Source organism: Saliphagus sp. LR7 (assembly GCF_003344565.1).
GTDB classification, from domain to species: Archaea; Halobacteriota; Halobacteria; order Halobacteriales; family Natrialbaceae; genus Saliphagus; species Saliphagus infecundisoli.
In genome coordinates this window covers 1-22,811 of record NZ_QPND01000023.1, presented here as the reverse complement: position 1 = coordinate 22,811, position 22,811 = coordinate 1, and the positions used below count along the sequence as shown (strand labels likewise).

The window sequence follows — 22,811 nt, the reverse complement described above, 5'->3', positions numbered from 1 at the left end:
ACAGCAACCAGTACGTGGAAATTCAGGATATTAAGGCCGCTATCTACGACGAACGGCTTTAAGAGAAAACTCCCCCAGACGGATACGGACGCCTCTAAATCCACGTCCTTCCGAATTATCGGTGACTCAAGACGGGATAAGTCTCGCCGAGTCACACAGTGCAATACGTTTGGATCACGATTATCGTCGAAACGGCGGTCCACGCCGTTCCCCTTTCGCCTTCAAACTCACATGAGTGGCCCCGAACCCACGGTCGATATCGAACAGTTCCTCACGAACCTCCTCGAGTTCCGATATCGGGAACTCACGATGGTCGGCGCGACACTAGCCGTCGTCGTCGCCTCGATTGTCTTCTTTCCAGGGTCAGAGAACATTGGACAGGGCCTCCAGTCTGATCTTTCGATCGGGCTGCTTGGGGCACTGGTCCTAGTTGCGATCGTTGCCGGCGCTGTCAAGGGAATGACTGGCTTTGGATACTCGTTGATCATGACGCCGATCGTTGCGTCAGTGATCGATCCAACCGTCGCTGTTGTCGTCCTGGCTATCCCACCGTGGATGCTCAACATGTTCCAGATCGCCGAAACCGGAACTGGATGGTCGTTCGTTCGCGAGGAATGGATACTACTCGTGCTCGCGGTCATTGGAACTGTTATCGGCGTCACAGCGTTAGCGACGTTCAGTGCGGGACCGCTCATTCCGTTCGTAATCGGACTCATCCTCATCGGATATGTCGTCTTTCAAGTCGCGCAAAATTTTGTTACGGTTGAGGAAGCCCACCATCCGTTCGCTCTTGGCACGGCTGGGCTCCTGCAGGGATTTTTGCTCGCCCTCGCAAATCTCGGTCCGTTACTACCAGCATACTTTCACACGTTCGAACGAGACGCCGAACGGTACATTGGTGGGCTGGCAATGGTACTTGGAACGATTTTCACGGTTCGGATCATCCAAATGGCGCTGTTCACCGACCTGCTGACGACTTACCGACTCTGGCTCGGCTCAATGATCGCTATCGTAACCGTCGTCGGTCTTCTAGTGGGTACGTATCTGCGACGCCTCGAATTCGACGAACAGAAGTTCAACTGGTTCGTGGTTGGGCTTCTGTTCGTCATTTCGATTAATATCTTCCGAAATACCGTGCCAGTGCTGTTCTTTTGATTAGTAAATGACAACTGCTAAATAGAGTTGTCCAGTTCCTGCAACGATCATCACGGCGCCCGCGAGTCGCTTTAAGTGTCCTGAATACACTGCCAGTCGGCCTGCGTTCGCAACTAGTCCCATCCCAGTCGCAACCGTTACCGAAATCATCAATATTGACACAATCCCAACATATGTGGCTAAGACAAGTATTGCTACGTTGAACGGTAGTGACAACGCACGAGCGACTACAGCGAGAAAGATCGGTGCAACGCAACCCGCTCCTGCAAGCGCGTATCCTCCACCGAAGATACCAAATCCCAGTATGCTTGAGCGACGCTTAGGGAGCGGGACTGAAAGCGAGGGAGCGCGATCTCCGAGCACAAGCACCCCGAAGACGACCAATAACACGCCGACAAGAACCTCGAAGATCGTGAGCTGTGCCATTAACGATTGGCCGAGCCAAAACGTCAACCCGAGGAGGACTGTGAGCGTTCCCAGAACACCGATCCCGGCGATGACACCCCGAACCGTTGCCCCCCTAAGCGATGCCTCGTCACCATCAGTTCGGCTCACGTAGAACCCCACATATCCCGGTAACAGTGGATACGCACAGGGACTGAAGAAGGTCGCAATCCCGGCAGTCAGCGCAAATCCAACTGTTGACAACGGGACGGTCTCAATCACGCGTTCGCTCCTGTCACGAGGGCTTGTTCAATTCCCATTATGAGTTCATCTGTGGATTTCACGCCTGAATCGGACCACTGAACTTGCCCGTCCGGACTAATCACGACGGCAGAGGGATAGCCTCCGGCAAGATACCGTGCAGTCAGTTCGGCCGTCGGATCTAGACCGAGTAGCCAGTTACCGCCATGTTTGTCCCACCACTCGACGAGTTCGTCCTCAGTCACAGCTGAGCCGACTGCCTCGTTCGTAACTGAGAGAAACAATACCTCGGAACCGATACGCTCGTGAGCCGCAGCGAGTGCAGGCATCTGCTCGATACAGGGTGGACACCACGTGCCGAAGAAATCGATGAACGTCGGTTGGTCAACGGCTGGGACGCGGAGTTCGCCAGCTTCGCTTCCTGGCGCATCGACTGTTTCTATGGTAATCTGATCAGGGGTCGCTGAATTCGTCTCGACCGGGTTCCCCGAAGCATTACGATCGCCTGCGGATGACGGTAGTCCCCAAATCGCCGCCATTCCTGCACCCCCAAGAACACCCACACTGCCGACACCGGCGAGTACCTCGCGTCGCTGCATCTATTCCGTCACCACTGTTTCGAAGTCTTCGACGACTTGTGAGGTTTCAATAGTCGCCCCGTTCGGGTACACTCGTTCAATGAGTCCGCGCTCGTTGACGAGGAAAATATAAGCGAAATGGGGGAACATGTAATCGAGGTTCTCATACTCCTCAGCCTCTCGTTTCTCGAGCGGGAGCCCGAATTTCTCAGTAACAATCTCGTGTCCAGTCTTATACTGCTCTGGTCGTAAGAAGTGCCAGTTTCCAGCGTCAAGATCGATACCCTGTTCGGCGGCATACGTCAGCAACACGTCTTCAGTGTCGCGTTCAGGATCGAATGTCATTGCGAGGAACGTAACATCATTACTATACCCATTTTCAGCTGCGACTTCCTGCGCTCGTCGTAATCGTAGGAGGAGGGCGGGACACACACCGTCGGGGCATGACGTATAAAAAAACGTTATCAGGACGGTCCGCTCACTTTCGTACTGGTTAGTCGAGATGGTCTCACCAGTCAGCGGATCAGGGAGATTCACGGTCGGCAATTCGTTACCGTAACTCGGATGCGATGCTTCACTGAGATCCTGCTCCGGTGGTCCGAGAGCCACTCCTTCTGCCTGTTCTTGGTCAGTATTCCCACTGGTATCTGCTTGACCCCCTCTTCCGATTGGGAGAGACTCTAAGCATCCTGCAGTGCCAGCAACACTCGAGGTAGCGATCGATCGAAGGTAGAGACGCCGGTTCATACAACGACGTTTCGGCGTAAATCATAAATCCCAACTGGCGATTCCCCGAATCAGAAAATTCACACCCGCGTCATATGAAACATTGTATCAACGTCGATTTGACACAGACAGAGAATAATGATGTTTTATAAATAATTAATATTTTATCAGCGATACAAGAACGAGTAGCATTCCACTTGAGACGATAATTGCCTGAAAGATGGCGGCGGACGCGATCGTTGTTCCGAAGACGTGGTAGATGAGCCCCTCACAGATCGCGCCAGCACCGATAAAGACGAACCCACCGGAGACGTATAACATCGGTTCTTGGCCGCTTCGACGGTATCCATGATACGCAATATACGCGACCACAAGGCTCAAAATCAACGTAATTAGCTTCGCGAATAGGAACGATACGTCCATCAGTCGTCACCCCGGAGATCGCTCCAGAGAGACGTAAAGTTGTCCGCGAGCTCGTCACGGGTTTCAACCGTCAGTGACAGTTGACCATCGGTGATATCGACATGGAGTTCTTCAAGAGCTGTTTCAAACTTGCTGCGATGGGAACCGTCAGAGTCGACTGTGTGATGCTCCTCAATCAGGCCATGTTCCTGAAGTGTCGAAACCCGTCGATAGATCGTGGTCAGCGAGGCATTACATTCCTCGCTAAGAGTTTTTGCGGTCTTGGGCCCGTGATCCGCGGCAAGAAGAATCTTCCGTGCGTACTCGTCCGCGAGGACTTGGAAGATGTCTGTTGAGTCCGCGGAACCGCCGTGTTTCACGTTATAAATTGCGTCATTGACTGGCAAATATGTCACGGTTTGCTGGTTCAGCAAATCGTCGAGTCCGTTTTCTTCCCAGTCGCTTTCCATGACTACGGATTCTCCGGATTCCCTCCTAATGTTACTCGGGAGGGCGTGAGACTGGTATCGCTGATTCGATAATTGCCTGTTCTGACAATCGGGATAGCTGGCCGGCCATCGAAACCTTACGATGTACAGGATGGGCACAATCGGCAGTGGCGAACGTAGATCAGTCCGAGTAGCATCGCTACGGAAAGGCCGCCGAGGAGCGGTCGGAAGGGATCGAAGTACGTCATAAGTGCAGACGAACTGAACAGGGCGAGCAAAAAGATGTTACAAATTGGACAGCCAACTGCCAGAAATCCACCGATCAGCCCGCCGAACGCTAACCGCTGCTCGCCGACTGTGCTGTCGCTTCCGTTGTTCGCACACTGAAGTTCTGCGGTCTCGCTGGCCAGTCGCTGTGCGGTGTAGACACCTGACAGCAGTGCAGTTAGCGTCAGGAATAGGTAGTCAACTGGCGTCCGGGGAACCATCCGGACATAGAGTGGATTCGGAATGAGACCAGTAACGAAGCCGAACAGGAGGAACACGCCGGTCCCGACAGCGACACCATACCACATTGCCCGCCGATCCGAGCGGATTAAGCGGAAGCTCTGTCGTCTCATCTTGCTCTCTCTGTCGTGATCGCACACTGTTTCGGATGACCTGCCCGCCCCAGGAAGAACAGGAACAGAACGAGGCCGCCGATACGGAGGAGGGCACCATTATACGGAAGCGCCGCGACGCCCCCGGTGAACCCGAGAAAACCGAGGAGGCCCGCGCCACAGCTTGCACACCCCGAGGCGAGGAGTCCAGGAACAACACCGGAGAGGTCAGTGAGACTCGAGAGTCCGACGGTTCGAAGCTGGGCGACAGCGTTGACGATGACGACACCCGAGAGAAAGGCGTACAGAACTACGATTCCGAGTCCGGTCCAGCCGTCAGTACGGAACACTGTTTCCGTAAGGGAGACGAATACGTAGTCGAACCAGCGAAATCCACCACTGAGCATCTGGATTGAGAACTCTGGCATCGTACTCAGGATTAGCAGGACATAAGTTGCGACCGCGACGACCACAAGACTGATCGTCCCACGCCAGGTTTCGAACGGATACGAGATTGCCATAAAGAGATTTGCCAAATATCTCTTAGTCTCATTGCGCAGGTTCATTTTATCGAACTGAAGGACAACGACCTGAAATCACCACCTTCGATTTGCTGGATGAGCAAATTGGCGGTCCTATTACGAATACGGACTTGAAATGATAGAGAAGCTTGATGTCATTTGATCAGCCATCCCGTCGTGCCTTTGTCGCCGGTTCCGTCGTGACAGTCGGCGCCGGTGGTGCCTACTACTTCACGCGATCCGACGAAGCCACCCATGACCTCTCCCCTACGCTCCATTCGAGTAGTGCAACGTCCTCGTTGGGTGTTGACCTCTCCGGAAAGCCGATCGTGGGATCGCCCGAGGCACCGCTGGAAATCTTCTATTGGACGGACTTCCAGTGTCCGTTCTGTGAGCGGTTCGAACGAGAGACGTTCCCTAACCTCGCCCGGAAGTACGTCGAACCCGGCAATGTCCGCGTTGTGGTGATTTCGCTGCCATATTTCGGTACGGACTCGATGACCGCTGCTGTAGCGGGCAAGTGTGTCTGGAATCAGGTTCGTGATGAGGACCCATCAACGTACTGGGATTGGCATACGGCGGTGTTCGACAACCAAGGTGAGAAGAATTCGGGATGGGCGTCAGCTGAAAACCTCTTTGAATATACCCGATCAGTCTCTGGTGTTGATGCGGACGCTCTCAAGTCATGTCTGGACGATCGACGGCCGTCTCTCGAAAAAGAAATCACAGGTGATGCAGAACAGGCGCGCTCGTCCGGTGTGACGGGGACGCCCACGTTCGTTGTCTTCGATCCGACATCCGAAACTGCCGGAACGCTTGTCGGTGCGCAACCGGTAGAACGCTTCGAAGAAGCGATCAACCGTATCAAGAATGGATGAAGTAGACCAAAGATAACTACAATTGCGTTATGATACCACTATATATAGTATAATTCACTAATCCTGTTTTCCAACGGCCCTTGATGATGATTTGAAGTGAACGAACAATCGGGTAAAGCGATGGGAGAACGGCTACTCGATTACTCGAGTGTCGCGATTAGTAGGAACGTTTCCGGCCGAACGGCCTCGTGGTCGATCGTGAACCCGGCATCGCGGAGGGCGGCCGCTGCCTCGGCGGCCTCGTATCGTTCGTCGAGGGGTGGCCCAAAATCGCCTGTGCCAGTCGCCGCCCAATCAACGACGACGAGGCGGCCATCGGGGCCGAGGACCCGCCGGATCTCCGCCAACGACGCGTCGCTGGCGAATTCGTGATAGGTCATCGTCGAGAACGCGGCGTCGATGGCGCCGTCGTCGAACGGCAGGTCGCTTACGTCGCTGGTCACGAGAGCGACGTTCTCCGGAACGCCTTTCTCCCGGTAGTAGTCATGCATCTCTTCCTGTAGGTCGACCGCGTGGACCGCGCTGGCATGGGGTGCGACGTCGTCGGTGAAGAACCCGGTCCCGCTGCCGAAGTCGGCGACGACCTCGTCCGGCGAGAGCGAGAGTGCCCACAGCAGTTCCTCGGCCGAGAGAAACCGGTACCGTCGTCCGGCATCCTCCAGCTTGTCAGCCCGCGAGACGTCGAACGTGTGGTATCCCATGGTTACAATTCCTCGAAAGCGGTATCGACGAGTTCGCCAGTCTTCGCAACGATGTCGGCCATCTCATCGTCGTCGGGCGCCATGCCGACGAGTCGTGCAATCCGCATGATCGAGACGTGGTAGACGCGCTGTCGGCCGGGTTCTTCCTCCCAGACGACGACGTTACACGGGAACAGCGCGCCGAGTTGGCCGTCGCTGGCATCGAGCGCTTGGTCGGCGACCGCCGGGTTACACGCACCGAGGGCGTAGTAGGGATCCCGGTCGGCGTCGCCCTTCTCGTTCAACAGCTCCGAGGGAGAGAACTCGACGGGAATGCCGAAGCCCGCGTCGGTGAATACCTCGCGGACGTGTTCGATCGCTTCCTCGTGGTCCATCTCGAGGACGGTCTGTTTCTCGCCGATGTCCTCCGGGTCTATCTGCGCGGGATCTATAGGAAGCATTGTCCATGTAGTGTATTGGGTCGTATGTGAAAATCACTTCCGGATCCAATCTTGCCCTTCCGCCAGTTCAAGGAAGATACTCGAACACGGAACCGGGCCTTCGCGCTGCTGTGGCAACAATGGTCCAACTGCTCGTCCTGCAAAACGTGACCGCCTTCGACGGCCGAAGCTATGAACGCTCGTCTTGTTCCCACCTTACAGCCATCGTGTTGATTCCTGTATCGTGTGGCTACGACCTCGAGCAGTCGTCAGCCCGAGGTACTTCACCTACACTTGATTTCATAGTATTGGGAACTTCCAGAAATACTTTAGGCACTACCAGTCCAATGGCTATATATGAGCGATACGTTCGCCGTCATCGGCGGTGATGCTGCAGGAATGAGTGCTGCGAGCAAGGCAAAGCGCGAGAATCCGGACCATGACGTGATCGTCTTCGAGAAGGGCGAGTGGGTCTCCTATGCCGCCTGCGGGATGCCCTACTATATCAAGGGCGAGGTTGACGAGCTGGACGACCTTGTGGCCGTGACGCCCGAGGAGTTTCGGGAGAAACGCGATGTCGACCTGCGAAGGGATGCGGAGGTCGTTGACATCGATCGTGAGACCCAGACCGTAACGGTCGAAACGAACGAAGAGACCTACGAACAGCCCTACGATGATTTGCTCGTCGCGACCGGCGCGAGCGCAATCGAACCGCCTTTTGACGGACTTGGCCTCGAAGGTGTGTTTACCATCCATGACATGGACGAGGCCGACGCCATTGAGGACTACGTCACCGAACACGATCCCGGGACCGCGGCGATCGTCGGCGGAGGATACGTTGGTATCGAGATGGCCGAGGCGCTGTCCGCTCGCGGGGTCGACGTCCACCTCTACGAGATGCTGCCCCACGTCCTCCAACCGTTTGGCGAGGCCGTCGCCGAGATCGTCGAGGATCACCTCCGCGAGCAGGGGGTCGACCTGCACCTCGAGACCGCGGTGTCGGGTTTCGGTGGGGACAAACGGATCGACGGCGTTGAACTTGAGGACGAAACCGTCTCCGCTGACGTCGCGATAGTTGGCGTCGGCGTGACGCCGAACGCTGACCTCGCCGAGTCGGCCGGCATCGAACTCGGATCGACTGGTGCCATCGCGACCGACGAGTACGGGCGCACGAATGACGAACGTATCTACGCAGCGGGTGACTGTGCTGAGGCGACCAACGTTGTAACCGGTGAACCCGACCACGTCCCGTTGGCGTTGACCGCCAACCGTGCAGGCCGAGCAATCGGTCAAACTGTCACCGGAGCTCCCACGGCGACTGGCGGCACCGCAGGCACTGCCATCGTGAAAGCATTCGAGCTCGGGGCCGCACGAACAGGGATCGTCAACGAAGACCAGGCTCGCCAAGCGGGCTTCGATCCGGTTTCGATTACAATTTCGGCGTCGACTCGTGCTCACTACTATCCCGACGGCGCGGAACTTACGGTCACGCTGATGGCCGACCATGAGAGCGGAAGACTGCTCGGCGGCACTGTCGTCGGCCGCGAAGGAGCGAAGCGGATCGATACGGTCGCGATGGCACTGACCGCTGGCATGACCGTCACTGAACTACAGAACGCGGACCTCGCCTATGCACCGCCCTTTAGCCCCGTCTGGGATCCGATTCTCACGGCCGCAAAGGTCCTCAACGGGAAACTCGGGTAAAATCAGGATGACGACCACTGAATCCGATAAGCTGGAAGCCTACGTAGCCGATTACCGCGAAGAGCTGATCGACCTCGCACTCGATCTACTCTCGGTCGACACGGCAAATCCACCCGGCCACACACGCGAAATCGTTTCATTGCTTGAGAAGTATCTCTCACAGTTCCCGGTCGACGTCGAACGGTTCGCGATCGATCCGGCGAAGCCGAATCTTCTCGTGACGGTTCCGGGCACGAGCGATCGAACGCTGCTGTATAACGGCCACCTCGATACGGTGCCATTCGACGCCGACACGTGGACGTTCAATCCGCTCGGCGAGCGTACTGACGATCGACTCTACGGCCGCGGTGCGACGGACATGAAGGGCCCGGTCGCCGCGATGCTGTTCGCGATCCGCGCGTTCGCCGAGACGGAGATCGAACCGCCCGTCAGCCTCCTGTTCGCGTTCGTCAGCGACGAGGAGGTCGGCGGGGACGCCGGCCTGCCGGCGTTACTCGAGGCCGACCGCCTCGAGGCCGACGCCTGCGTCATCGGTGAACCGACATGCGAAGAGGGCCGTCACTCCGTGACGGTTGCCGATCGAGGGAGCATCTGGCTGACTCTCGAGGCGACAGGCGAGGCGGCACACGGTTCGCGACCCGTATTCGGCGAAAACGCGATCGATCGGCTCTACGACGCAGTGACGACGTTGCGGGAGCGGTTCGGTACACAACAACTCGAGATTGATCCTGCAATCGAACCAATCCTCGACGAATCGATCGCGTTCTACGAGCCGATGATGGGCGCTGATACCGCCCGCAAACTGTTCGAGACGCCGACGATCAACCTCGGCGTCTTCAAAGGCGGGGACGCGATCAACAGCGTCCCACGGGCCGCCCGTGCGGAGATCGATATCCGATTGACCGCAGGCGTGCGGACGCCCGACCTCCTCTCGAGGATCCAGGAGTGCGTCGCCGACTGTGAGGGAATCACGGTCGCCGACGTCTCTTGGAGCGTCGGCACCGCCGAACCGATCGACAGCCCGATCGTCGAGGCTGTCGCCTCGAGCGCCGAAACGACGATCGGCGAGCGGGTATACCGACGGAGCGCCACCGGCGGCGGCGATGCGAAGAAGCTTCGCAACGCCGGCGTTCCGACGGTGGAGTTCGCGTTCGGGACGGACACCGTCCACGCGGTCGACGAGTACACGACTGTTGATGCGCTCGTCGGGAACGCGACGGTGTATGCACGTCTTCCCGAAGTGTGGGCGACTGCGATCGACGAGACAGAGGCGTCCGATTCCTGCGACTGAACACTGAATTCGGGAAACGCTTAGTCGACCGTTGGCGAGGTGCGTGCCCGGGCTTCAGAATAGTATTTCATAGTAGGCCCAAGATTATTACCGGCTGCTTCCATAGAATAAGGTATGCAACCAAGTACGACGATGACACCGACCGAACTCAGGGCAGATATCCCTGCTCTACAGGACAGTACCTATCTCAACTTCGGCGCTCACGGTCCGAGTCCGAAATACGTCGTCGACGCCGCCGACGAATTCGTCCACGAACACGAGTACAAGTCGCCGGTTGAAGACCACCCCTACGAGACAGCGTTTCGAGCGTTCGACCGTACGCGAGAGACGGTTGCGTCGTTCATCGGGGCCGACTCGGATGAAATCGCGCTCACCGAGAGTACGACGGCCGGGATCAATGCCATCGCCAACGCGATCGACTGGCAGCCCGGCGACGTCATCGTGCGGACGGACCTCGAACACCCCGCCGGGATTCTCCCGTGGCAACGCCTCAAAAGAGAAGGCGTCGAGGTCCGAGTCGTCAAGACTCAAGCCGGTCGCGTTGATCCCGAACGCTTCGCCGAAGCCGTCGCCGACGCCCGACTCGTTTGCTTCAGCGCAGTCACGTGGACCCATGGGACGCAGCTTCCGGTAGAAGAACTGGTCGATATCGCCCATGACGCCGGTGCGCTTGCGCTCGTCGACGCCGTGCAGGTCCCCGGGCAACTGCCGATGGATGTCCAAGAGTGGGATGCCGATGCAGTCGCTGCCGCCGGCCACAAGTGGCTTCTCGGGCTGTGGGGCGGCGGCTTCCTCTATGTCGCCCGCGACGTCGCTGAGGGTCTCGAGCCACGGACGGTCGGCTATCGAAGCGTCGAGACACCGTCTGCCGATCCCTACGAGTACGCAGCCGGCGCACGTCGGTTCGAAGTCGGATCGGCGAACCCGGCACCGCACGTCGCACTCGAGGAAGCAATCAACGTGATCGGCGATGTCGGGATCGATCAAATCGAAGACCGCATCCGTCGTCTCGCCGGTCGGTTAGCAGACGGTGTCCCCGCCGACCGCCTGCTCAGTCCGTCGGCGCCAGAGTCGGGCCTCGTGACGATCGACGTCGACGATCCAGCGGCGACGGTCGAACGGCTGGCCGCCGACAGGATCGTCGTTCGAGCACTGCCGATCCTGAACGCTGTTCGGGCATCCGTCCACGCGGTCAATACTACAAATGACGTTGATCGACTGCTCGAGGGGCTGGAGCAGGAGTGGTGATCGCGGGAGCATAATGCAGGGTAACGACTTGGGTATACGCTCTCGTAGAACGTAGGGGCCATCGTATGGATCTCGACACAGAATACCTGGGGAAGTGGAAGCGACTCGACGGATCGGACCCGACTAACCATGATCAGGAACAGCTACCGGACGTAGTCTGTCTCCACGTCAGCGATCTTCACGGCCAGCTCGTTCCCGAATATCACGTCTACTACGATAATCTCAACTCACGTCCTGATTTCGACTTTGGTGGCGACGATCGAATTCTCCGGCGTGGCGGCGGGATCCCGCTGTTGGCTGGCAAAATCGACGAGATCCGCTCGGCTGCCGAGGAGACGCTAACACTGATGAGCGGCGACACGTTCCACGGCACTGCGATGACGACGTACACGAAAGGTAGGGCGATGCTAGAACCGGTGACCAAGCACATCAATCCGGACGTGTACGTCCCGGGGAACTGGGACTTTGGGAACGAGGCCGCCGAAGACGGGAATATGCAGGAGCTGATGGACAAACTCGAAGCGCAAGTGTTGGCGAACAACCTCTACGAGCCGGATGCGGACGAGTTATTGTTCGACCCCTTTACAATCGAACGTGCGGGTGACGTCGACGTCGGGGTAATCGGAATGACGAACGTCTACGTTGATCGTATGGCACCGGCGTTCCATGAAGGAAAATACCGGTTCGGAAAACACCCGGCGTTGCTCGAGGAGGCCGCCGAAGCCGTGCGCGACGAGGGTGCCGATATCGTCCTCGCGGTCACCGAGATCGGGCTGCCGTGGGCAGTCCAGGCGGCAAAGGACATCAAGGGTATTGATGTCCTGTTCAGTGCGCATACCCACGAGTATACCCACGATCCGATCCTGATCGACGAAACGGAAACCCTCGTCGTCGAATCAGGGACGGGCGACGGACTCGGACGCGTTGACCTTCGCATCGACGACGACGGCATTGCGTTTCGCCACGTCCTCTACTGTCTCGCCGAAGACCACGAGTACACGCCTGACCCGGATCCGGCGGCCGAACGGACGGTTGCGGATGCTCGAGCACCGTTCTTCGACGACGATACCTCCCACGAGCGCGGTGATGGAACCCTCGAGCAGCCGCTGGATACTGTCGTCGGTGAGACGGAAACGCCACTAGATCGACAATCGTTCCTCGAGAGCGGCTGGAACGTGCTATTTGCCGACGCGCTGCGGACGCATTTCGATACCGAACTCGCAGTTACCCATGGCTTCCGGTACGGTCCAGCAGTCCCTGCCGGTGAGATAACGCTCGAGCACCTCTATCAAGCGTTTCCGATGACTTCACCAGTGGCTCGCGGCGAGGCGTACGGTCAGCAACTGCTGAACCACATGGAGGCATTCCTCACTGACAACTTCACCCCGTACGTGTATGAGCAAGAGGATGGCCGCGTCCGGAACTACTCCTCCAACGTAGAGGTGGTTATCGATCCGACCGCGAAACGCGAACGCAGGCTCGTCGATCTCGTCATCGATGGGGACCCGGTCGATCCCGAAACACGCTATTCGGTCGCGACGTTTACCCGTCCCGGTGATCCCGAACGAGATCTCGGAAACTGCGGGTTCCCGTTTCGGGATGTCGACGTTGAAGATGGTGTTGTCCCCGTCGACGTCGTCGCCGGCTACCTCGAAGACCACTCGCCGATCAACTGTGGAGAGACGACGCTCGTCCGAACACCCAAGAGCGGTGGATGGGTCCAGAATACACCCGCTGACGGTCCGTATCCGTATGTCCAACCCGGAGTTGATTATGCTAACGGCGATCAGTATTGCGAGACGCGGCTGATTCTGACTGGGACCCGTTTCCCCGAACGCGGTCGAAATCCGTATCGGTAGCCGATCGCTGTTTGGCTGTGCAGGGGTGAGAACTATTGGCGCCCTCGAACCAACTAGTATTGTGAGGCGGTTCCAATGGTAAACCAAGTTTCTCCCGAACGGCTCGCGGATATGATCGACTCAGACGAGTCGTTCACGCTCATCGATACGCGTCCCGAGGAGAGTTACGAGGGATGGCGGATTCACGATGCCGAGAACGTACCGTATGGTCCGGACGACGAATTCGCGGACGAGGACCGCGAGCGAGTCGAAGATGTCAGAGACGGCGATCCAATTGTCGCAATCTGTGGCAAGGGACTTACGTCGACGCCGTTCAGCTTCGAACTTGAGCAACATGGCTACGACGACGTATCCGTTGTGAAAGGCGGTATGGAGGGCTGGAGCAAGGTCTACGAGATCGTTCCCCTCGAGATCGAAACCGATGATCTCATCGTCCGTCAACTACAGCGACGGGCGAAGGGTTGTCTCGGCTACGTCGTTGGATCGAAACACACCGAATCAGCGGTCGTCGTCGATCCGACCAGACAAACAGATCAGTTCAAGATCGTCGCCGAGGAGGCTGGTCTCACGATTGAGCACGTTCTCGATACCCACATCCATGCCGACCATATCTCGGGTGGAGCGAAACTGGCGGACGAACTGGACGTCCCCTACCATCTCGGAGAACACGCAAGCGAGCGGGACGTCGAGTATGATTACGAACCGCTTGCCGACGGCGAGACGATCGAACTTGGCGAGATTGAGATCGAGACGCTGCATACGCCGGGGCACACGACTGAGATGGTCAACTACCTCGTCGACAGCGAGGCGCTGCTGACCGGCGACACGCTGTTCGTCGAGTCCGTCGGCCGAACTGAACTCCAGTTTGGCGATGAGGACGCGGAGAGCGGCGCCGAACTACTGTACGACTCGATTCACGATACCATCCTCGAGCTACCGGACGAGACGTGGATCCTCCCAGGACACGTATCGGTCACGGAGGACAACCGATACGAGGCCGGCTCGCCTGGCGACCTAATTGGATCTCGACTGGGCGACCTTCGAGACGACCTCGATCTGCTCGGACTGGACGAAGACGAGTTCGTGGACCGATTAGTCGAGAACGCTCCCGAGAAACCGCCCAACTACGAGCGTGTGATCGAAATCAATACGGGAACGGAGCCACCCGAGGACGAGTCTGAGGCGACGGAACTTGAACTGGGGCCGAACAACTGCGCGGCCTAGTTAAACGCGATCGGATTCGAATCCCACGTCAGGATCGCCACCTCCATGGTCATCGTCCCCGTCGTCTAGTCAAGGGACAGTTGCTAGGTATCCACGCGACCACGTTTGCCTCGGTACGCGTGGAGCCATCACCGAGTCAAGATTGAATTCTCGTCGGTCATTTTGCGGATGATCTCCTGTTTTCGGTCCTTGTCGGAGCGAACTCGTCGTCGTTCGAATTCGTCATGTACGATGGATACCGCCTCATTCTATAAGCGAAAGTGGTACCCGGGTGAAATGTACGGCAAGACGAGACCGACCCCCGAATGACCGCTCCGGACCCGAGTTACAGCGACTCGAGAACGCGTTCGAAGCGCTCACGAGCGTCAGTTCCGATCGGGTCGAGGTCGTCGTTTTCAGTGACACCGATCAGACGCTGGGGATCAACTGCACTAACGACGATGCCGCCATCTTCGTCGTATACAACGACGTTACACGGGAGCAAGGTCCCGAGTTCGATGTCGTCCTCAAGTCCCTGATGGGCTAATTGTGGGTTGCACGCTCCTAGGATTCTGTACTGTCGAAAGTCCTCGTCGAGTTTCTTCTGGAGCGTTTCCCGAACGTCGATATCGCAGAGCACGCCGAAGCCCTCGTCCTCGAGGGCGCCGATCGTTTCCGCGACTACGTCGTCAAACTCGCCGTCGACTTGCGTGCGGAGGGTATAGGACATACTGTACGGTCAATTTCAAGGACGATCGTAGTTATGGTAGCACCAGCAAGCCTGCAACGCTCGCGTTGGTTCGGGGAAGACTGTAGTCTATCCGCGGTGAAGGGACTCCTATGATTTCCCGTCGTACCTCGCGAGCGATCGCTGCCCTGCTCGGGCTCGCGCTGCTTGTCGGACTCGGATACGCCCTCCGGTGGCGATCGAACCCGTCACCGTGTCCATACGCCCAGCGCCACGCGATCGATCTCCCGCGCCCGGTCATTACTCGCTCGAGGCTGCGCAGCGTGCTTGAACCCCGGGCCGGTGAACGTATTCTCGAGGTTGGATCGGGAACCGGCTACTATACAGGAATGGTCGCCCGGGCGATCGAACCGTCGGGGACACTACATGCCGTGGACGTTCAACCGGAGATGGTCGAACACCTCCGGACGCGGATGCGAGCAGAGGAGAACTCAAACGTCGAACCGATCTGTGGCGACGCACGGTCGCTTCCGTATCCGGACAACACGTTCGACGCCGCGTATCTGATCTTAGTCCTCGGCGAAATTCCCGACCAAGAGCGAGCCCTCGACGAACTCAACCGAGTCCTGAAACCCGACGGTCGACTTGTCGTCGGCGAGGCGCTTCCCGATCCGCACTTCGTCAGGTTCGAACGGCTGCGACGCCGCGTCGAACGACGGGGATTGAAGTTCGAGGATCGCATCGGAACGCGAGCCGGGTATTTCGCGCGCTTCGACGCGGATGTCTCGGAGCAGTCGGCCGACCCAGTCGAATGACTGGTTGTTAGAATTATTCACAAAACTGGGTTGGCAAATCTCTTCGGAAGAGTAATCGTCTTGTCCTCCCCATCATTCCGAACCCGTCGATTGTAGCTTCTATGGGCCCATTCAGTCTCACGGTTTCGAAACACAGAGGCGCTTATCAAGAATAGCCATGTCTGTATTGCACACTTCACACAACACCTTTAAACGTGGTCGGTCCATACGTAGTGGTGATGGCAACTAATGCAGGTGACGACGTTTCGGCGCAATCGCTCGACGAACCGATCTATATCGACGGGAGAAGCCACCTCGAGGACGTTACAACGCAGCACGACGTCGTCCTCGTGGACTTCTACGCCGACTGGTGTGGCCCCTGTCAGATGCTCAATCCAGTCCTCGAGGACTTGGCGGGCACGACCGAGGCCGTGATCGCGAAGGTCGACGTCGACGAGCACCAGCAACTTGCAGGTTCGTTCGGTGTTCGCGGCGTGCCGACGCTCGTCCTCTTCGCGGGCGGCGAGCAGGTCGAACAGCAGTCCGGTGTATTGCCGGAAGACCGACTCCGCACCCTGATCGAGAGATACACTGAATGAACAAGGGAACTGGTGCAACCGCGGACGTTCGCAACGTCGTGATCGTCGGCTCCGGCGTCGCCGGCCTCTCCGCAGCCGTTTACGCTGCGCGAGCCGACCTCGAGCCGCTAGTACTCGAGGGGCCCGAACCCGGCGGTCAGCTGACGCTAACGACTGACATCGAGAACTACCTTGGCTTCCCCGAGGGTATCGGTGGGATGGAACTGATCCAGAACGGCAAGGAGCAAGCCGAACGTTTCGGCGCCGAATTCACGCATGCCACCGTTGAGAACGCAGCGGTCGAGCAGCGACCGTTCGAACTCGACCTATCGAACGGTAGTACCCTACGAACACGAGCGCTGATCGTCGCGAGCGGCGCGAGCGCTCGTTGGGTTGGTGCCGAGAACGAGGACGAACTGATGGGCTACGGACTGTCGACGTGTGCGACTTGTGATGGTGCGTTCCACCGCGACGACGACCTCCTCGTGATTGGCGGCGGCGATTCGGCGATGGAAGAAGCGCTCTTCCTCACGAAGTTTGCCGATTCTGTGACGGTCGTCCACCGCCGAGACGAGCTTCGAGCATCGGAGATTATGGTTGATCGCGCTCAAGAGCACGAGGACATTGCATTTGCCTGGAACACGGAACTCGTGGCAATCAACGGATCACAGGAGGAGGGCGTGATTAGTGCAACGCTCGTCTCGCACCCGGACGGTTATCCACAAGAGAAATATGAAGCCGAAGAGGACGTCGACGTTGAAGCGGTCGATGTCGACGGCGTTTTCTACGCCATCGGCCACGAGCCCAACACCGACTTCCTCGAAAACACGCCCGTCGTCCTCGACAGGGACGGATACGTGCAGACTGCTCCCGCTGGGGGCGCGTGGGCAACAACAGAGACGGCAGTCGAGGGGGTTTTCGCGGCGGGTGACGTGATGGACCCCGACTATCAGCAGGCTGTGACCGCCGCCGGGATGGGCAGCATGGCTGCTCTGGACGCAGAAGAGTGGCTCGAATCGACTGATTCGGCGGTCGCCAGTAACTCCGAACCGATTCCCACGGAGGTTGGAGATTGATGGGAGCGGCCGATAGACGGGATATCAATACGACGGATCCAGCTACCGTTGAGAATCAGGCGAAGCAGGTCCTCGTCTCGTTTCGTTCGCCCGAGACGGACCCGGAGCAAAACGACGACTGGTGGATCGCAGACAGCGAATGGCTCCAGGAGGGCATGATGGAACATTCGTACCGTCGCTACCTCCGATGGGCCCATGCCGGTCCAATCGCTGTTGGCGACGAGTGGGAGGAGTTCGTGAACTGCGGGTGTGCGAGTCCGGAAGACGTGATTCTCCGCGTTGAGGATATTGAAGGCGGGACTGCAATCGGTTCGGAAACAGCGATCGAAGTAGTCTCGCGGAAAGCCATCGTCGAAGACGATGTCAAGGAGTCAGCGAACGACGCGGGACAGTGAACTAATTCGTCTGGACGTCGCTGACGCGACGGTAGCTCTGCCCCAACGGGGCATCTAGACGGACAAGCTACAGTATCTCACAATGTGCCAACTCCTCAGATGTGATAGCAAAAACCAGGATGTAACAGCCTCAAATCTGTGTTTAAGTAATCTCTGAGATTTTTAGTGCTCCGTCAAAGCGTTCAGTTGTTAGGCACATAGGAATGTGTATAGGTGGCGAGCACATACACACAGTGATCTGCCGAACTCTATATTAATTCTGTCCGACCCCTCCAACAAACACCCTAACAGTAAGAAGTTCGACGTAGCGATAGCTGCTTGAGTCTGCCTCGTTGATGTGATTTATAATTCACGATGGCGTATGCGATAGTTGGGTTCGTATTCGCCGATCTGAACCGTTCTCGGAACTCGAGTTCGTTACCTGGTAGTTCACGAATTGAACACGTACGGAGACCTCTCTCGGCGTGTCTTCGGTAATCCGGCGCTGCAGTGCCACCGAGAGCTGTGGGTTCTCCCCGGTCGTCTGCTGGCCAACGACGACGGTGACGCTATCGGTAGCCGCACTGTTCCGGGGGAGGAGAAAGTCCCCGCTGTAATCGGTCTGGACGTCGATGAGTTCGAGATGACGATACTCCTCCTCGGCGAGCACGTCGTCGACATTGTGGTTGACCGTCTCGACGAGGATCAGGTACTGGACCGTGCTTACGACCGACGCGACGAGAACGACGAGAACGGCACAAGCGAGTATCCCGTACGCGACCGACCGGATATCGAACCGGACGTGATCCCGGAGCCGGCTCGAGGAGGACGAGCGATAGCCGAACAGGGTGAGGGCGACGAACGCCGAGACGTTGATCAGGAGAACGTTCATCACCAGGAGGACGAGTGCACCGACCGCGAGCGACGGTTTCGCCCAGACGATACCGAGCCCGATGGCCGCAGCAGCCGGAACGATCGCCGCGGCGACCGCGACGCCGGCGAGCGAGACGTCGAGATCGGTCGCGAGCGCGAGCGCGCCTGCGGCCCCCGCGAAGATCGCGATGACGAACGTGAGCACGATCGGGATCGAGAAGGCGTTGACCTGCGAGATGTTCTCGATGGCCAGCCGTGGCGGGACGAGATACCCCCATCTGAAGACGGCTGCTACAGCGGTCGCACTCCCGATCGCGACGACGAGGCCGAGGAGCTGGGATTTGAAGCTATCGAGGACCGATCTGTGGTCCCCGATCACCATTCCGACGCTCGCCGAGAGAGACGAGCCAGCGAACGGCGAGATCACCATCGCACCGACGATGACGATGGCCGAATCGAGGACGAGTCCCGCGGCCGCGACGATGGCGCTGAGTGCGGCGAACGTGACGAACAGCGTTCGACTGGGCGTGACCTCCCTCGCGTTCGTCCGCAACGTCGCGTGTGAGAGCCCGACCTCGTCGTCGGGTCCCTGGGAGTACTGGCTCTCGAGTTCGTCGAACGTCGGTGTGGTCGCCGATTGGATATCGGTGATGACGGTAAACGTGTCTTCGTCGAGCCCGTCCGCCCGGAGCTGGTCTAACACCTTCTCGACTGCACCGTCGGGAAGCGGGAAGTAGGCGATAACGGCGTCGCTATCGCCGCCTTCATCCGCGATAACGTACTCGATGTTCTCCTCGTCGAACGTGTCGAGAACGCGTTCTTTCACCTCCGTTGCGATCCGGAGCTGTACGAGGCGCATGCCGCCTCCTTGTCCCATGAATCGAATAAACTCACGGCTTCCCGAACGATATCGTCGTGCAGTCACCCTCAGAGAATTTAAAAATAATACAAGCGGACCACTGAGGGGTGTTTCGCACTCTTTCACCGCAAATGATGCTGGTCTGACGAGCCAACCGGTTAGCCCACGTAGGAAACTGAACTGTAATCGTGTATCGTCGGAGTGCAAACTGGTATGTTTTTCTCGTGTGCCTCATATGGGGATCTATGGAGGTAATGGAGCCGCTGAGAGACCGTCCGACCACGAGCGAGGCGCTGCTCTCGACGGGGCGGACGCTGAGCCTCCTCATACTTCTCGTGGTACTGGCCTGGGCGACGGGACAGCCGTTCCTGTTTCCGAGCCTCGGCCCCTCGGCGTACGCACTGGCCGTGACTCCGTCGGCGGCCACGAGCCAGTGGCAGCGGACGATCGGCGGCCACCTGTTCGGCGTGATCGGCGGGCTGATCGCCTACCATACGATCGCCCCCGGCCTCACGGTCACCGACCTCCCGCCGGCGTTTTCGATGCCGGGACTGCAACTGACCGGTGCGGGGTTCGTCGCCGTCGGACTGACGACCGCCGCGATGCTTCGAACCGATCTGCGCCACGCTCCGGCGTGTGCGACCACGCTCATCGTCGGCCTGGGGCTACTGACCAGTCTGACGGAGGCGGCGATCATCATGTTCGCCATCTCCGTCCTCGCCGTCGCCGATCACGTCATTCCGACAACGGGCGTCGATGAACCGCCACAGTGAGCCAGTGGGATCTGGCCGGTCTCCAGTGATCGGGAGGAACCCTCGACCCTGAATTTTCAACCCGATTTCAGCTAGAATTGAGTGCGCTAAACCCCTTCCTCAGCGAGCGTCGAAGACGCGAGCAGGGAGGGGATACAGCGCCCACACGCTTTGTTTTCGTGGATGTGTGATTGAGGATTTCATACACCTCAGCAACGATCGGAAAAGCGGCGTCTGAGAAGCAGCCAGTATCACTGCCATTCAGACTTGCCAGTAGTGGAGATCCCTGATGCTGGCTGAACACTATGCTAACCGTTCTATGACTCCCTCTGTACACGGCAATAAAGCCCGTCTCGTCAGATCTTTCCTCAGTAGAAGGACGGTTACGGGACCGTCGAGCCATCGACCGTCACGTTCTGTGTGGCTACGACGCTCCCATTAGTGGTGTTAACCGCGTACAGGGTCGCAGGTGTTTTGGTTGGCAGTGGGAGCGAGACCGTCGTCTGTCCGGCATCGAGAGTTGTCGTGTAGAAAGAGCCGCCGCTCTCCGTGATGACGTTCACTCGAGTCACGCCGTCGGCCGTCGTTGCCGAGGATGAAAAGGTGACGGTCGCCTGGACCGACGACGTTCCCCACTGGCTGTCCGTCGTAACGTTTCGAAAGGTGTCCGAGTTGTCGGTTTCGACGGTTGGAGACACGGTGAGACAGCCGCCCATAATCACTAGAGCGGCGACTACCAGAATTGCCACTAAACTGTTCCACGTCGTATCCATGTAGCGGTCCGTCCGCGGGCCATCCTTATGACTCCACGGGTGGCAGTCCAGATCGTAACGTCCCAGGGCCGGTACTTCTACTGGCAGAACAGAGGGCTCAAGTGAGTTCCCAATTTCTACAGAACCGCCGATATGACGCGTGTTAACCACAATAAGTCGGTCTCTCATTTCTGGAGACCGAGACAAACTTGGGATGGTAATCCGACAAGATCGAAACCATGAGTCACGATACGACCGAGAACGTTGATAGCAGTGAGGAGGACCCGAATCTCGATGCATCCGACGTCGATGATATCGGGACGGCAAACACGATGCGCGAGCGAAGTGGCGAGACCAAGCTCAAGGTCTGGCTGACCCTCGACGGCAATCGACTCGTCGTCGCGGGCCTGCTCGCGATGCTCATCTTCGGCGTGTTCGTCTTCGGAGGAACGTTCTTCTACCAGTACTATCTCACCGACGCACAGACGGCCGACACTGTCGAGACGGTGTTCTCGACGATGATCAGCGCCATCATCACCGGCGTCACGCTGGTGTTGACCATCAGCCAGATCGTCATCTCCCAGGAAAACGGCCCGCTGGGCGACCAGCGCGACCGTATGGACGGCACGATGGAGTTTCGGGAGTTTACGAAAGAGATCTTCGGGAGTCCGACGCCCGCCGATCCGTCGGCGTTCCTCCGCGCGCTGATCTTGGAAACCAAGGAGTATGCCGAGAACCTCCGCGAATCGGTTCACGACAACGACAACGAGGAGCTCCGAGGGGAGGTAGACGAGTTCACGAACAGCCTCATCGGAAACGCAGAGGCCGCAGCGGACAAACTCGAGGGCCGAAAATTCGGCTCCTACACTGTCGTCTCGGCGGCGCTCGACTACAACTACGGCTGGAAGATCTTCCAGGTCGAACGTCTCACTGACGAGCATAGCGATGCCCTTACGGAGGAGACGCGCGTAATCCTCGACGACCTGAAGACAGCGCTGTCGATGTTCGGTCCCGCCCGCGAGCACATCAAGACGTTGTACTTCGAGTGGGAACTCATCAGCCTCTCACAGAACATCCTCTACCTGTCGGTCCCGGCGCTCATCGTCGCCGGCTTCATGACGACGTACATCGGCGGATCGTCACTTCCGGGCGTGACCCTCGGCGTGCCGAACCTCATTTGGATCACGGCGGCGGCGTTCGCGTTTACGTCGCTTCCGTTCCTGTTGCTCATCTCATATATCGCCCGGGTGGCGACCATCTCGAAGCGGACACTCGCTATCGGTCCGCTCATCCTCCGGGACTCACAGCGCTGATCGGGACGCCCTTAACTTGTTCTTGCCCTCCGCCGCTTCCGAGTACTGACTGGGAGCCGAATGAACCCGCTGAATATTACGGTCTCATACTGGCGGCTAAAAGTTCATAGAGTTAGAGTCACTAATGGCCGTATGGCCAATCTGGAGAACGTCTCTACCGAAGACCTCCGCCAGATCTTGGCGGAGGTCGATGACGGTGCAGCAGTACAGCGGCTGATGGCAGCGATCACCTACAAAGAGATCGATAACCTTACCCAGAAAGCCGCCGCCGAACTCTACGGATTCTCCGGCAGCTGGGCCTCAAAGTGGTTCAGCCGTCTCGAACGGCTCGAAACGGAGCCGTTCGAGGACGTCGTCTACGACGAGCCACGATC

The 22,811-nt window shown here is 58.2% G+C and carries 25 protein-coding genes and 1 pseudogene; 14 read left to right on the top strand and 12 right to left on the bottom strand.

Annotation, left to right across the window (positions count from 1 at the left end):
* The first annotated feature begins 231 nt into the window (after positions 1–231).
* The gene (locus DVH23_RS19815) at positions 232–1,155 is read left to right on the top strand and encodes a sulfite exporter TauE/SafE family protein (protein ID WP_114579121.1); all 924 of its coding nucleotides are present in this window, start codon (positions 232–234) and stop codon (positions 1,153–1,155) included.
* Here the strand turns inward: DVH23_RS19815 and DVH23_RS19810 are convergent, their stop codons facing one another.
* The 7 genes from DVH23_RS19810 to DVH23_RS19780 all read right to left on the bottom strand — a co-directional run bounded on the left by DVH23_RS19810 (position 1,156) and on the right by DVH23_RS19780 (position 5,120).
* The gene (locus DVH23_RS19810) at positions 1,156–1,821 is read right to left on the bottom strand and encodes a cytochrome c biogenesis protein CcdA (RefSeq protein ID WP_114579120.1); all 666 of its coding nucleotides are present in this window, start codon (positions 1,819–1,821) and stop codon (positions 1,156–1,158) included. It lies immediately after the preceding gene.
* On the bottom strand, positions 1,818–2,399 hold the full coding sequence (locus DVH23_RS19805; protein WP_114579119.1) for a TlpA family protein disulfide reductase: 582 nt from the start codon (positions 2,397–2,399) through the stop codon (positions 1,818–1,820). The genes DVH23_RS19810 and DVH23_RS19805 overlap by 4 nt, the downstream gene beginning before the upstream one ends.
* A complete protein-coding gene (locus tag DVH23_RS19800; protein WP_114579118.1) occupies positions 2,400–3,125 on the bottom strand; it encodes an SCO family protein in 726 nt (241 codons plus the stop codon).
* 135 nt (positions 3,126–3,260) lie between these two features.
* The gene (locus tag DVH23_RS19795; protein ID WP_114579117.1) at positions 3,261–3,527 is read right to left on the bottom strand and encodes a hypothetical protein; all 267 of its coding nucleotides are present in this window, start codon (positions 3,525–3,527) and stop codon (positions 3,261–3,263) included.
* The gene (locus tag DVH23_RS19790; RefSeq protein ID WP_114579141.1) at positions 3,527–3,886 is read right to left on the bottom strand and encodes a helix-turn-helix domain-containing protein; all 360 of its coding nucleotides are present in this window, start codon (positions 3,884–3,886) and stop codon (positions 3,527–3,529) included. Before DVH23_RS19790 ends, DVH23_RS19795 begins: the two co-directional genes overlap by 1 nt.
* 206 nt (positions 3,887–4,092) lie before the next feature.
* Positions 4,093–4,530: a hypothetical protein gene (locus DVH23_RS19785; protein WP_394342645.1), complete on the bottom strand. Its 438-nt coding sequence runs from the start codon at positions 4,528–4,530 to the stop codon at positions 4,093–4,095.
* Positions 4,531–4,571: 41 nt separating this feature from the next.
* A complete protein-coding gene (locus DVH23_RS19780; RefSeq protein WP_114579115.1) occupies positions 4,572–5,120 on the bottom strand; it encodes a hypothetical protein in 549 nt (182 codons plus the stop codon).
* A gap of 107 nt (positions 5,121–5,227) precedes the next feature.
* On the opposite strand from DVH23_RS19780, the gene DVH23_RS19775 reads away from it, so the two are divergent.
* Positions 5,228–5,953 carry a thioredoxin domain-containing protein gene (locus tag DVH23_RS19775; protein ID WP_114579114.1) on the top strand — a complete coding sequence of 242 codons (726 nt, stop codon included), beginning with the start codon at positions 5,228–5,230 and terminating at the stop codon, positions 5,951–5,953.
* Between the two features lie 140 nt (positions 5,954–6,093).
* Here the strand turns inward: DVH23_RS19775 and DVH23_RS19770 are convergent, their stop codons facing one another.
* Both DVH23_RS19770 and DVH23_RS19765 read right to left on the bottom strand, forming a co-directional pair.
* The gene (locus tag DVH23_RS19770) at positions 6,094–6,654 is read right to left on the bottom strand and encodes a class I SAM-dependent methyltransferase (protein WP_114579113.1); all 561 of its coding nucleotides are present in this window, start codon (positions 6,652–6,654) and stop codon (positions 6,094–6,096) included.
* A 2-nt stretch (positions 6,655–6,656) separates the two neighbouring features.
* Entirely contained in the window at positions 6,657–7,094 is a 438-nt protein-coding gene (locus tag DVH23_RS19765) for a DUF302 domain-containing protein (RefSeq protein ID WP_114579112.1), read from the bottom strand.
* A gap of 336 nt (positions 7,095–7,430) precedes the next feature.
* On the opposite strand from DVH23_RS19765, the gene DVH23_RS19760 reads away from it, so the two are divergent.
* The 5 genes from DVH23_RS19760 to DVH23_RS19740 all read left to right on the top strand — a co-directional run bounded on the left by DVH23_RS19760 (position 7,431) and on the right by DVH23_RS19740 (position 14,399).
* A complete protein-coding gene (locus DVH23_RS19760; RefSeq protein ID WP_114579111.1) occupies positions 7,431–8,777 on the top strand; it encodes an FAD-dependent oxidoreductase in 1,347 nt (448 codons plus the stop codon).
* A 7-nt stretch (positions 8,778–8,784) separates the two neighbouring features.
* Positions 8,785–10,068 carry a M20 family metallopeptidase gene (locus DVH23_RS19755; RefSeq protein WP_114579110.1) on the top strand — a complete coding sequence of 428 codons (1,284 nt, stop codon included), beginning with the start codon at positions 8,785–8,787 and terminating at the stop codon, positions 10,066–10,068.
* Between the two features lie 114 nt (positions 10,069–10,182).
* A complete protein-coding gene (locus DVH23_RS19750; protein WP_114579109.1) occupies positions 10,183–11,316 on the top strand; it encodes an aminotransferase class V-fold PLP-dependent enzyme in 1,134 nt (377 codons plus the stop codon).
* 65 nt (positions 11,317–11,381) lie between these two features.
* Entirely contained in the window at positions 11,382–13,175 is a 1,794-nt protein-coding gene (locus DVH23_RS19745) for a bifunctional UDP-sugar hydrolase/5'-nucleotidase (protein WP_114579108.1), read from the top strand.
* A 75-nt stretch (positions 13,176–13,250) separates the two neighbouring features.
* Positions 13,251–14,399: a rhodanese-like domain-containing protein gene (locus DVH23_RS19740; RefSeq protein ID WP_114579107.1), complete on the top strand. Its 1,149-nt coding sequence runs from the start codon at positions 13,251–13,253 to the stop codon at positions 14,397–14,399.
* 325 nt (positions 14,400–14,724) lie between these two features.
* Here DVH23_RS19740 and DVH23_RS19735 read toward each other — a convergent pair whose 3' ends face one another.
* Positions 14,725–15,108, bottom strand: coding sequence for a DUF302 domain-containing protein (locus tag DVH23_RS19735; RefSeq protein WP_114579106.1), 384 nt, complete (start codon positions 15,106–15,108; stop codon positions 14,725–14,727).
* Between the two features lie 110 nt (positions 15,109–15,218).
* Between DVH23_RS19735 and DVH23_RS19730 the strand changes: the two genes are divergently transcribed.
* The 4 genes from DVH23_RS19730 to DVH23_RS19715 all read left to right on the top strand — a co-directional run bounded on the left by DVH23_RS19730 (position 15,219) and on the right by DVH23_RS19715 (position 17,909).
* On the top strand, positions 15,219–15,881 hold the full coding sequence (locus DVH23_RS19730; RefSeq protein ID WP_114579105.1) for a class I SAM-dependent methyltransferase: 663 nt from the start codon (positions 15,219–15,221) through the stop codon (positions 15,879–15,881).
* A 218-nt stretch (positions 15,882–16,099) separates the two neighbouring features.
* Entirely contained in the window at positions 16,100–16,459 is a 360-nt protein-coding gene (gene trxA, locus DVH23_RS19725) for a thioredoxin (protein WP_114579104.1), read from the top strand.
* A complete protein-coding gene (locus DVH23_RS19720) occupies positions 16,456–17,514 on the top strand; it encodes an NAD(P)/FAD-dependent oxidoreductase (RefSeq protein WP_114579103.1) in 1,059 nt (352 codons plus the stop codon). The genes trxA and DVH23_RS19720 overlap by 4 nt, the downstream gene beginning before the upstream one ends.
* Positions 17,514–17,909, top strand: coding sequence for a hypothetical protein (locus tag DVH23_RS19715; RefSeq protein ID WP_114579102.1), 396 nt, complete (start codon positions 17,514–17,516; stop codon positions 17,907–17,909). The genes DVH23_RS19720 and DVH23_RS19715 overlap by 1 nt, the downstream gene beginning before the upstream one ends.
* A gap of 349 nt (positions 17,910–18,258) precedes the next feature.
* On the opposite strand, the gene DVH23_RS19710 is transcribed toward DVH23_RS19715, so the two are convergent.
* Positions 18,259–19,620: a TIGR00341 family protein gene (locus tag DVH23_RS19710; RefSeq protein ID WP_114579101.1), complete on the bottom strand. Its 1,362-nt coding sequence runs from the start codon at positions 19,618–19,620 to the stop codon at positions 18,259–18,261.
* Positions 19,621–19,874: 254 nt separating this feature from the next.
* On the opposite strand from DVH23_RS19710, the gene DVH23_RS19705 reads away from it, so the two are divergent.
* Entirely contained in the window at positions 19,875–20,393 is a 519-nt protein-coding gene (locus DVH23_RS19705; protein WP_114579140.1) for an HPP family protein, read from the top strand.
* A gap of 362 nt (positions 20,394–20,755) precedes the next feature.
* Here the strand turns inward: DVH23_RS19705 and DVH23_RS19700 are convergent, their stop codons facing one another.
* The gene (locus tag DVH23_RS19700) at positions 20,756–21,145 is read right to left on the bottom strand and encodes a hypothetical protein (RefSeq protein ID WP_114579100.1); all 390 of its coding nucleotides are present in this window, start codon (positions 21,143–21,145) and stop codon (positions 20,756–20,758) included.
* A gap of 218 nt (positions 21,146–21,363) precedes the next feature.
* On the opposite strand from DVH23_RS19700, the gene DVH23_RS19695 reads away from it, so the two are divergent.
* Both DVH23_RS19695 and DVH23_RS19690 read left to right on the top strand, forming a co-directional pair.
* A complete protein-coding gene (locus DVH23_RS19695) occupies positions 21,364–22,437 on the top strand; it encodes a hypothetical protein (protein ID WP_114579099.1) in 1,074 nt (357 codons plus the stop codon).
* A gap of 132 nt (positions 22,438–22,569) precedes the next feature.
* Positions 22,570–22,811 (top strand): annotated as a pseudogene (locus tag DVH23_RS19690) (IS630 family transposase); the annotation flags it as partial.

Excerpts from the sequence above, each read along its gene's own strand:
- DVH23_RS19775 (WP_114579114.1), top strand. The coding sequence starts at position 5,228 with ATGTCATTTGATCAGCCATCCCGTCGTGCCTTTGTCGCCGGTTCCGTC.
- DVH23_RS19780 (WP_114579115.1), bottom strand. The coding sequence starts at position 5,120 with ATGAACCTGCGCAATGAGACTAAGAGATATTTGGCAAATCTCTTTATG.
- DVH23_RS19755 (WP_114579110.1), top strand. The coding sequence starts at position 8,785 with ATGACGACCACTGAATCCGATAAGCTGGAAGCCTACGTAGCCGATTAC.
- DVH23_RS19730 (WP_114579105.1), top strand. The coding sequence starts at position 15,219 with ATGATTTCCCGTCGTACCTCGCGAGCGATCGCTGCCCTGCTCGGGCTC.
- DVH23_RS19710 (WP_114579101.1), bottom strand. The coding sequence starts at position 19,620 with ATGCGCCTCGTACAGCTCCGGATCGCAACGGAGGTGAAAGAACGCGTT.
- DVH23_RS19770 (WP_114579113.1), bottom strand. The coding sequence starts at position 6,654 with ATGGGATACCACACGTTCGACGTCTCGCGGGCTGACAAGCTGGAGGAT.
- DVH23_RS19700 (WP_114579100.1), bottom strand. The coding sequence starts at position 21,145 with ATGGATACGACGTGGAACAGTTTAGTGGCAATTCTGGTAGTCGCCGCT.
- DVH23_RS19745 (WP_114579108.1), top strand. The coding sequence starts at position 11,382 with ATGGATCTCGACACAGAATACCTGGGGAAGTGGAAGCGACTCGACGGA.
- trxA (WP_114579104.1), top strand. The coding sequence starts at position 16,100 with ATGGCAACTAATGCAGGTGACGACGTTTCGGCGCAATCGCTCGACGAA.
- DVH23_RS19695 (WP_114579099.1), top strand. The coding sequence starts at position 21,364 with ATGAGTCACGATACGACCGAGAACGTTGATAGCAGTGAGGAGGACCCG.
- DVH23_RS19815 (WP_114579121.1), top strand. The coding sequence starts at position 232 with ATGAGTGGCCCCGAACCCACGGTCGATATCGAACAGTTCCTCACGAAC.
- DVH23_RS19740 (WP_114579107.1), top strand. The coding sequence starts at position 13,251 with ATGGTAAACCAAGTTTCTCCCGAACGGCTCGCGGATATGATCGACTCA.
- DVH23_RS19735 (WP_114579106.1), bottom strand. The coding sequence starts at position 15,108 with ATGTCCTATACCCTCCGCACGCAAGTCGACGGCGAGTTTGACGACGTA.
- DVH23_RS19800 (WP_114579118.1), bottom strand. The coding sequence starts at position 3,125 with ATGAACCGGCGTCTCTACCTTCGATCGATCGCTACCTCGAGTGTTGCT.
- DVH23_RS19760 (WP_114579111.1), top strand. The coding sequence starts at position 7,431 with ATGAGCGATACGTTCGCCGTCATCGGCGGTGATGCTGCAGGAATGAGT.
- DVH23_RS19715 (WP_114579102.1), top strand. The coding sequence starts at position 17,514 with ATGGGAGCGGCCGATAGACGGGATATCAATACGACGGATCCAGCTACC.
- DVH23_RS19765 (WP_114579112.1), bottom strand. The coding sequence starts at position 7,094 with ATGCTTCCTATAGATCCCGCGCAGATAGACCCGGAGGACATCGGCGAG.
- DVH23_RS19805 (WP_114579119.1), bottom strand. The coding sequence starts at position 2,399 with ATGCAGCGACGCGAGGTACTCGCCGGTGTCGGCAGTGTGGGTGTTCTT.
- DVH23_RS19795 (WP_114579117.1), bottom strand. The coding sequence starts at position 3,527 with ATGGACGTATCGTTCCTATTCGCGAAGCTAATTACGTTGATTTTGAGC.
- DVH23_RS19785 (WP_394342645.1), bottom strand. The coding sequence starts at position 4,530 with ATGTGGTATGGTGTCGCTGTCGGGACCGGCGTGTTCCTCCTGTTCGGC.
- DVH23_RS19720 (WP_114579103.1), top strand. The coding sequence starts at position 16,456 with ATGAACAAGGGAACTGGTGCAACCGCGGACGTTCGCAACGTCGTGATC.
- DVH23_RS19705 (WP_114579140.1), top strand. The coding sequence starts at position 19,875 with ATGGAGCCGCTGAGAGACCGTCCGACCACGAGCGAGGCGCTGCTCTCG.
- DVH23_RS19750 (WP_114579109.1), top strand. The coding sequence starts at position 10,183 with ATGCAACCAAGTACGACGATGACACCGACCGAACTCAGGGCAGATATC.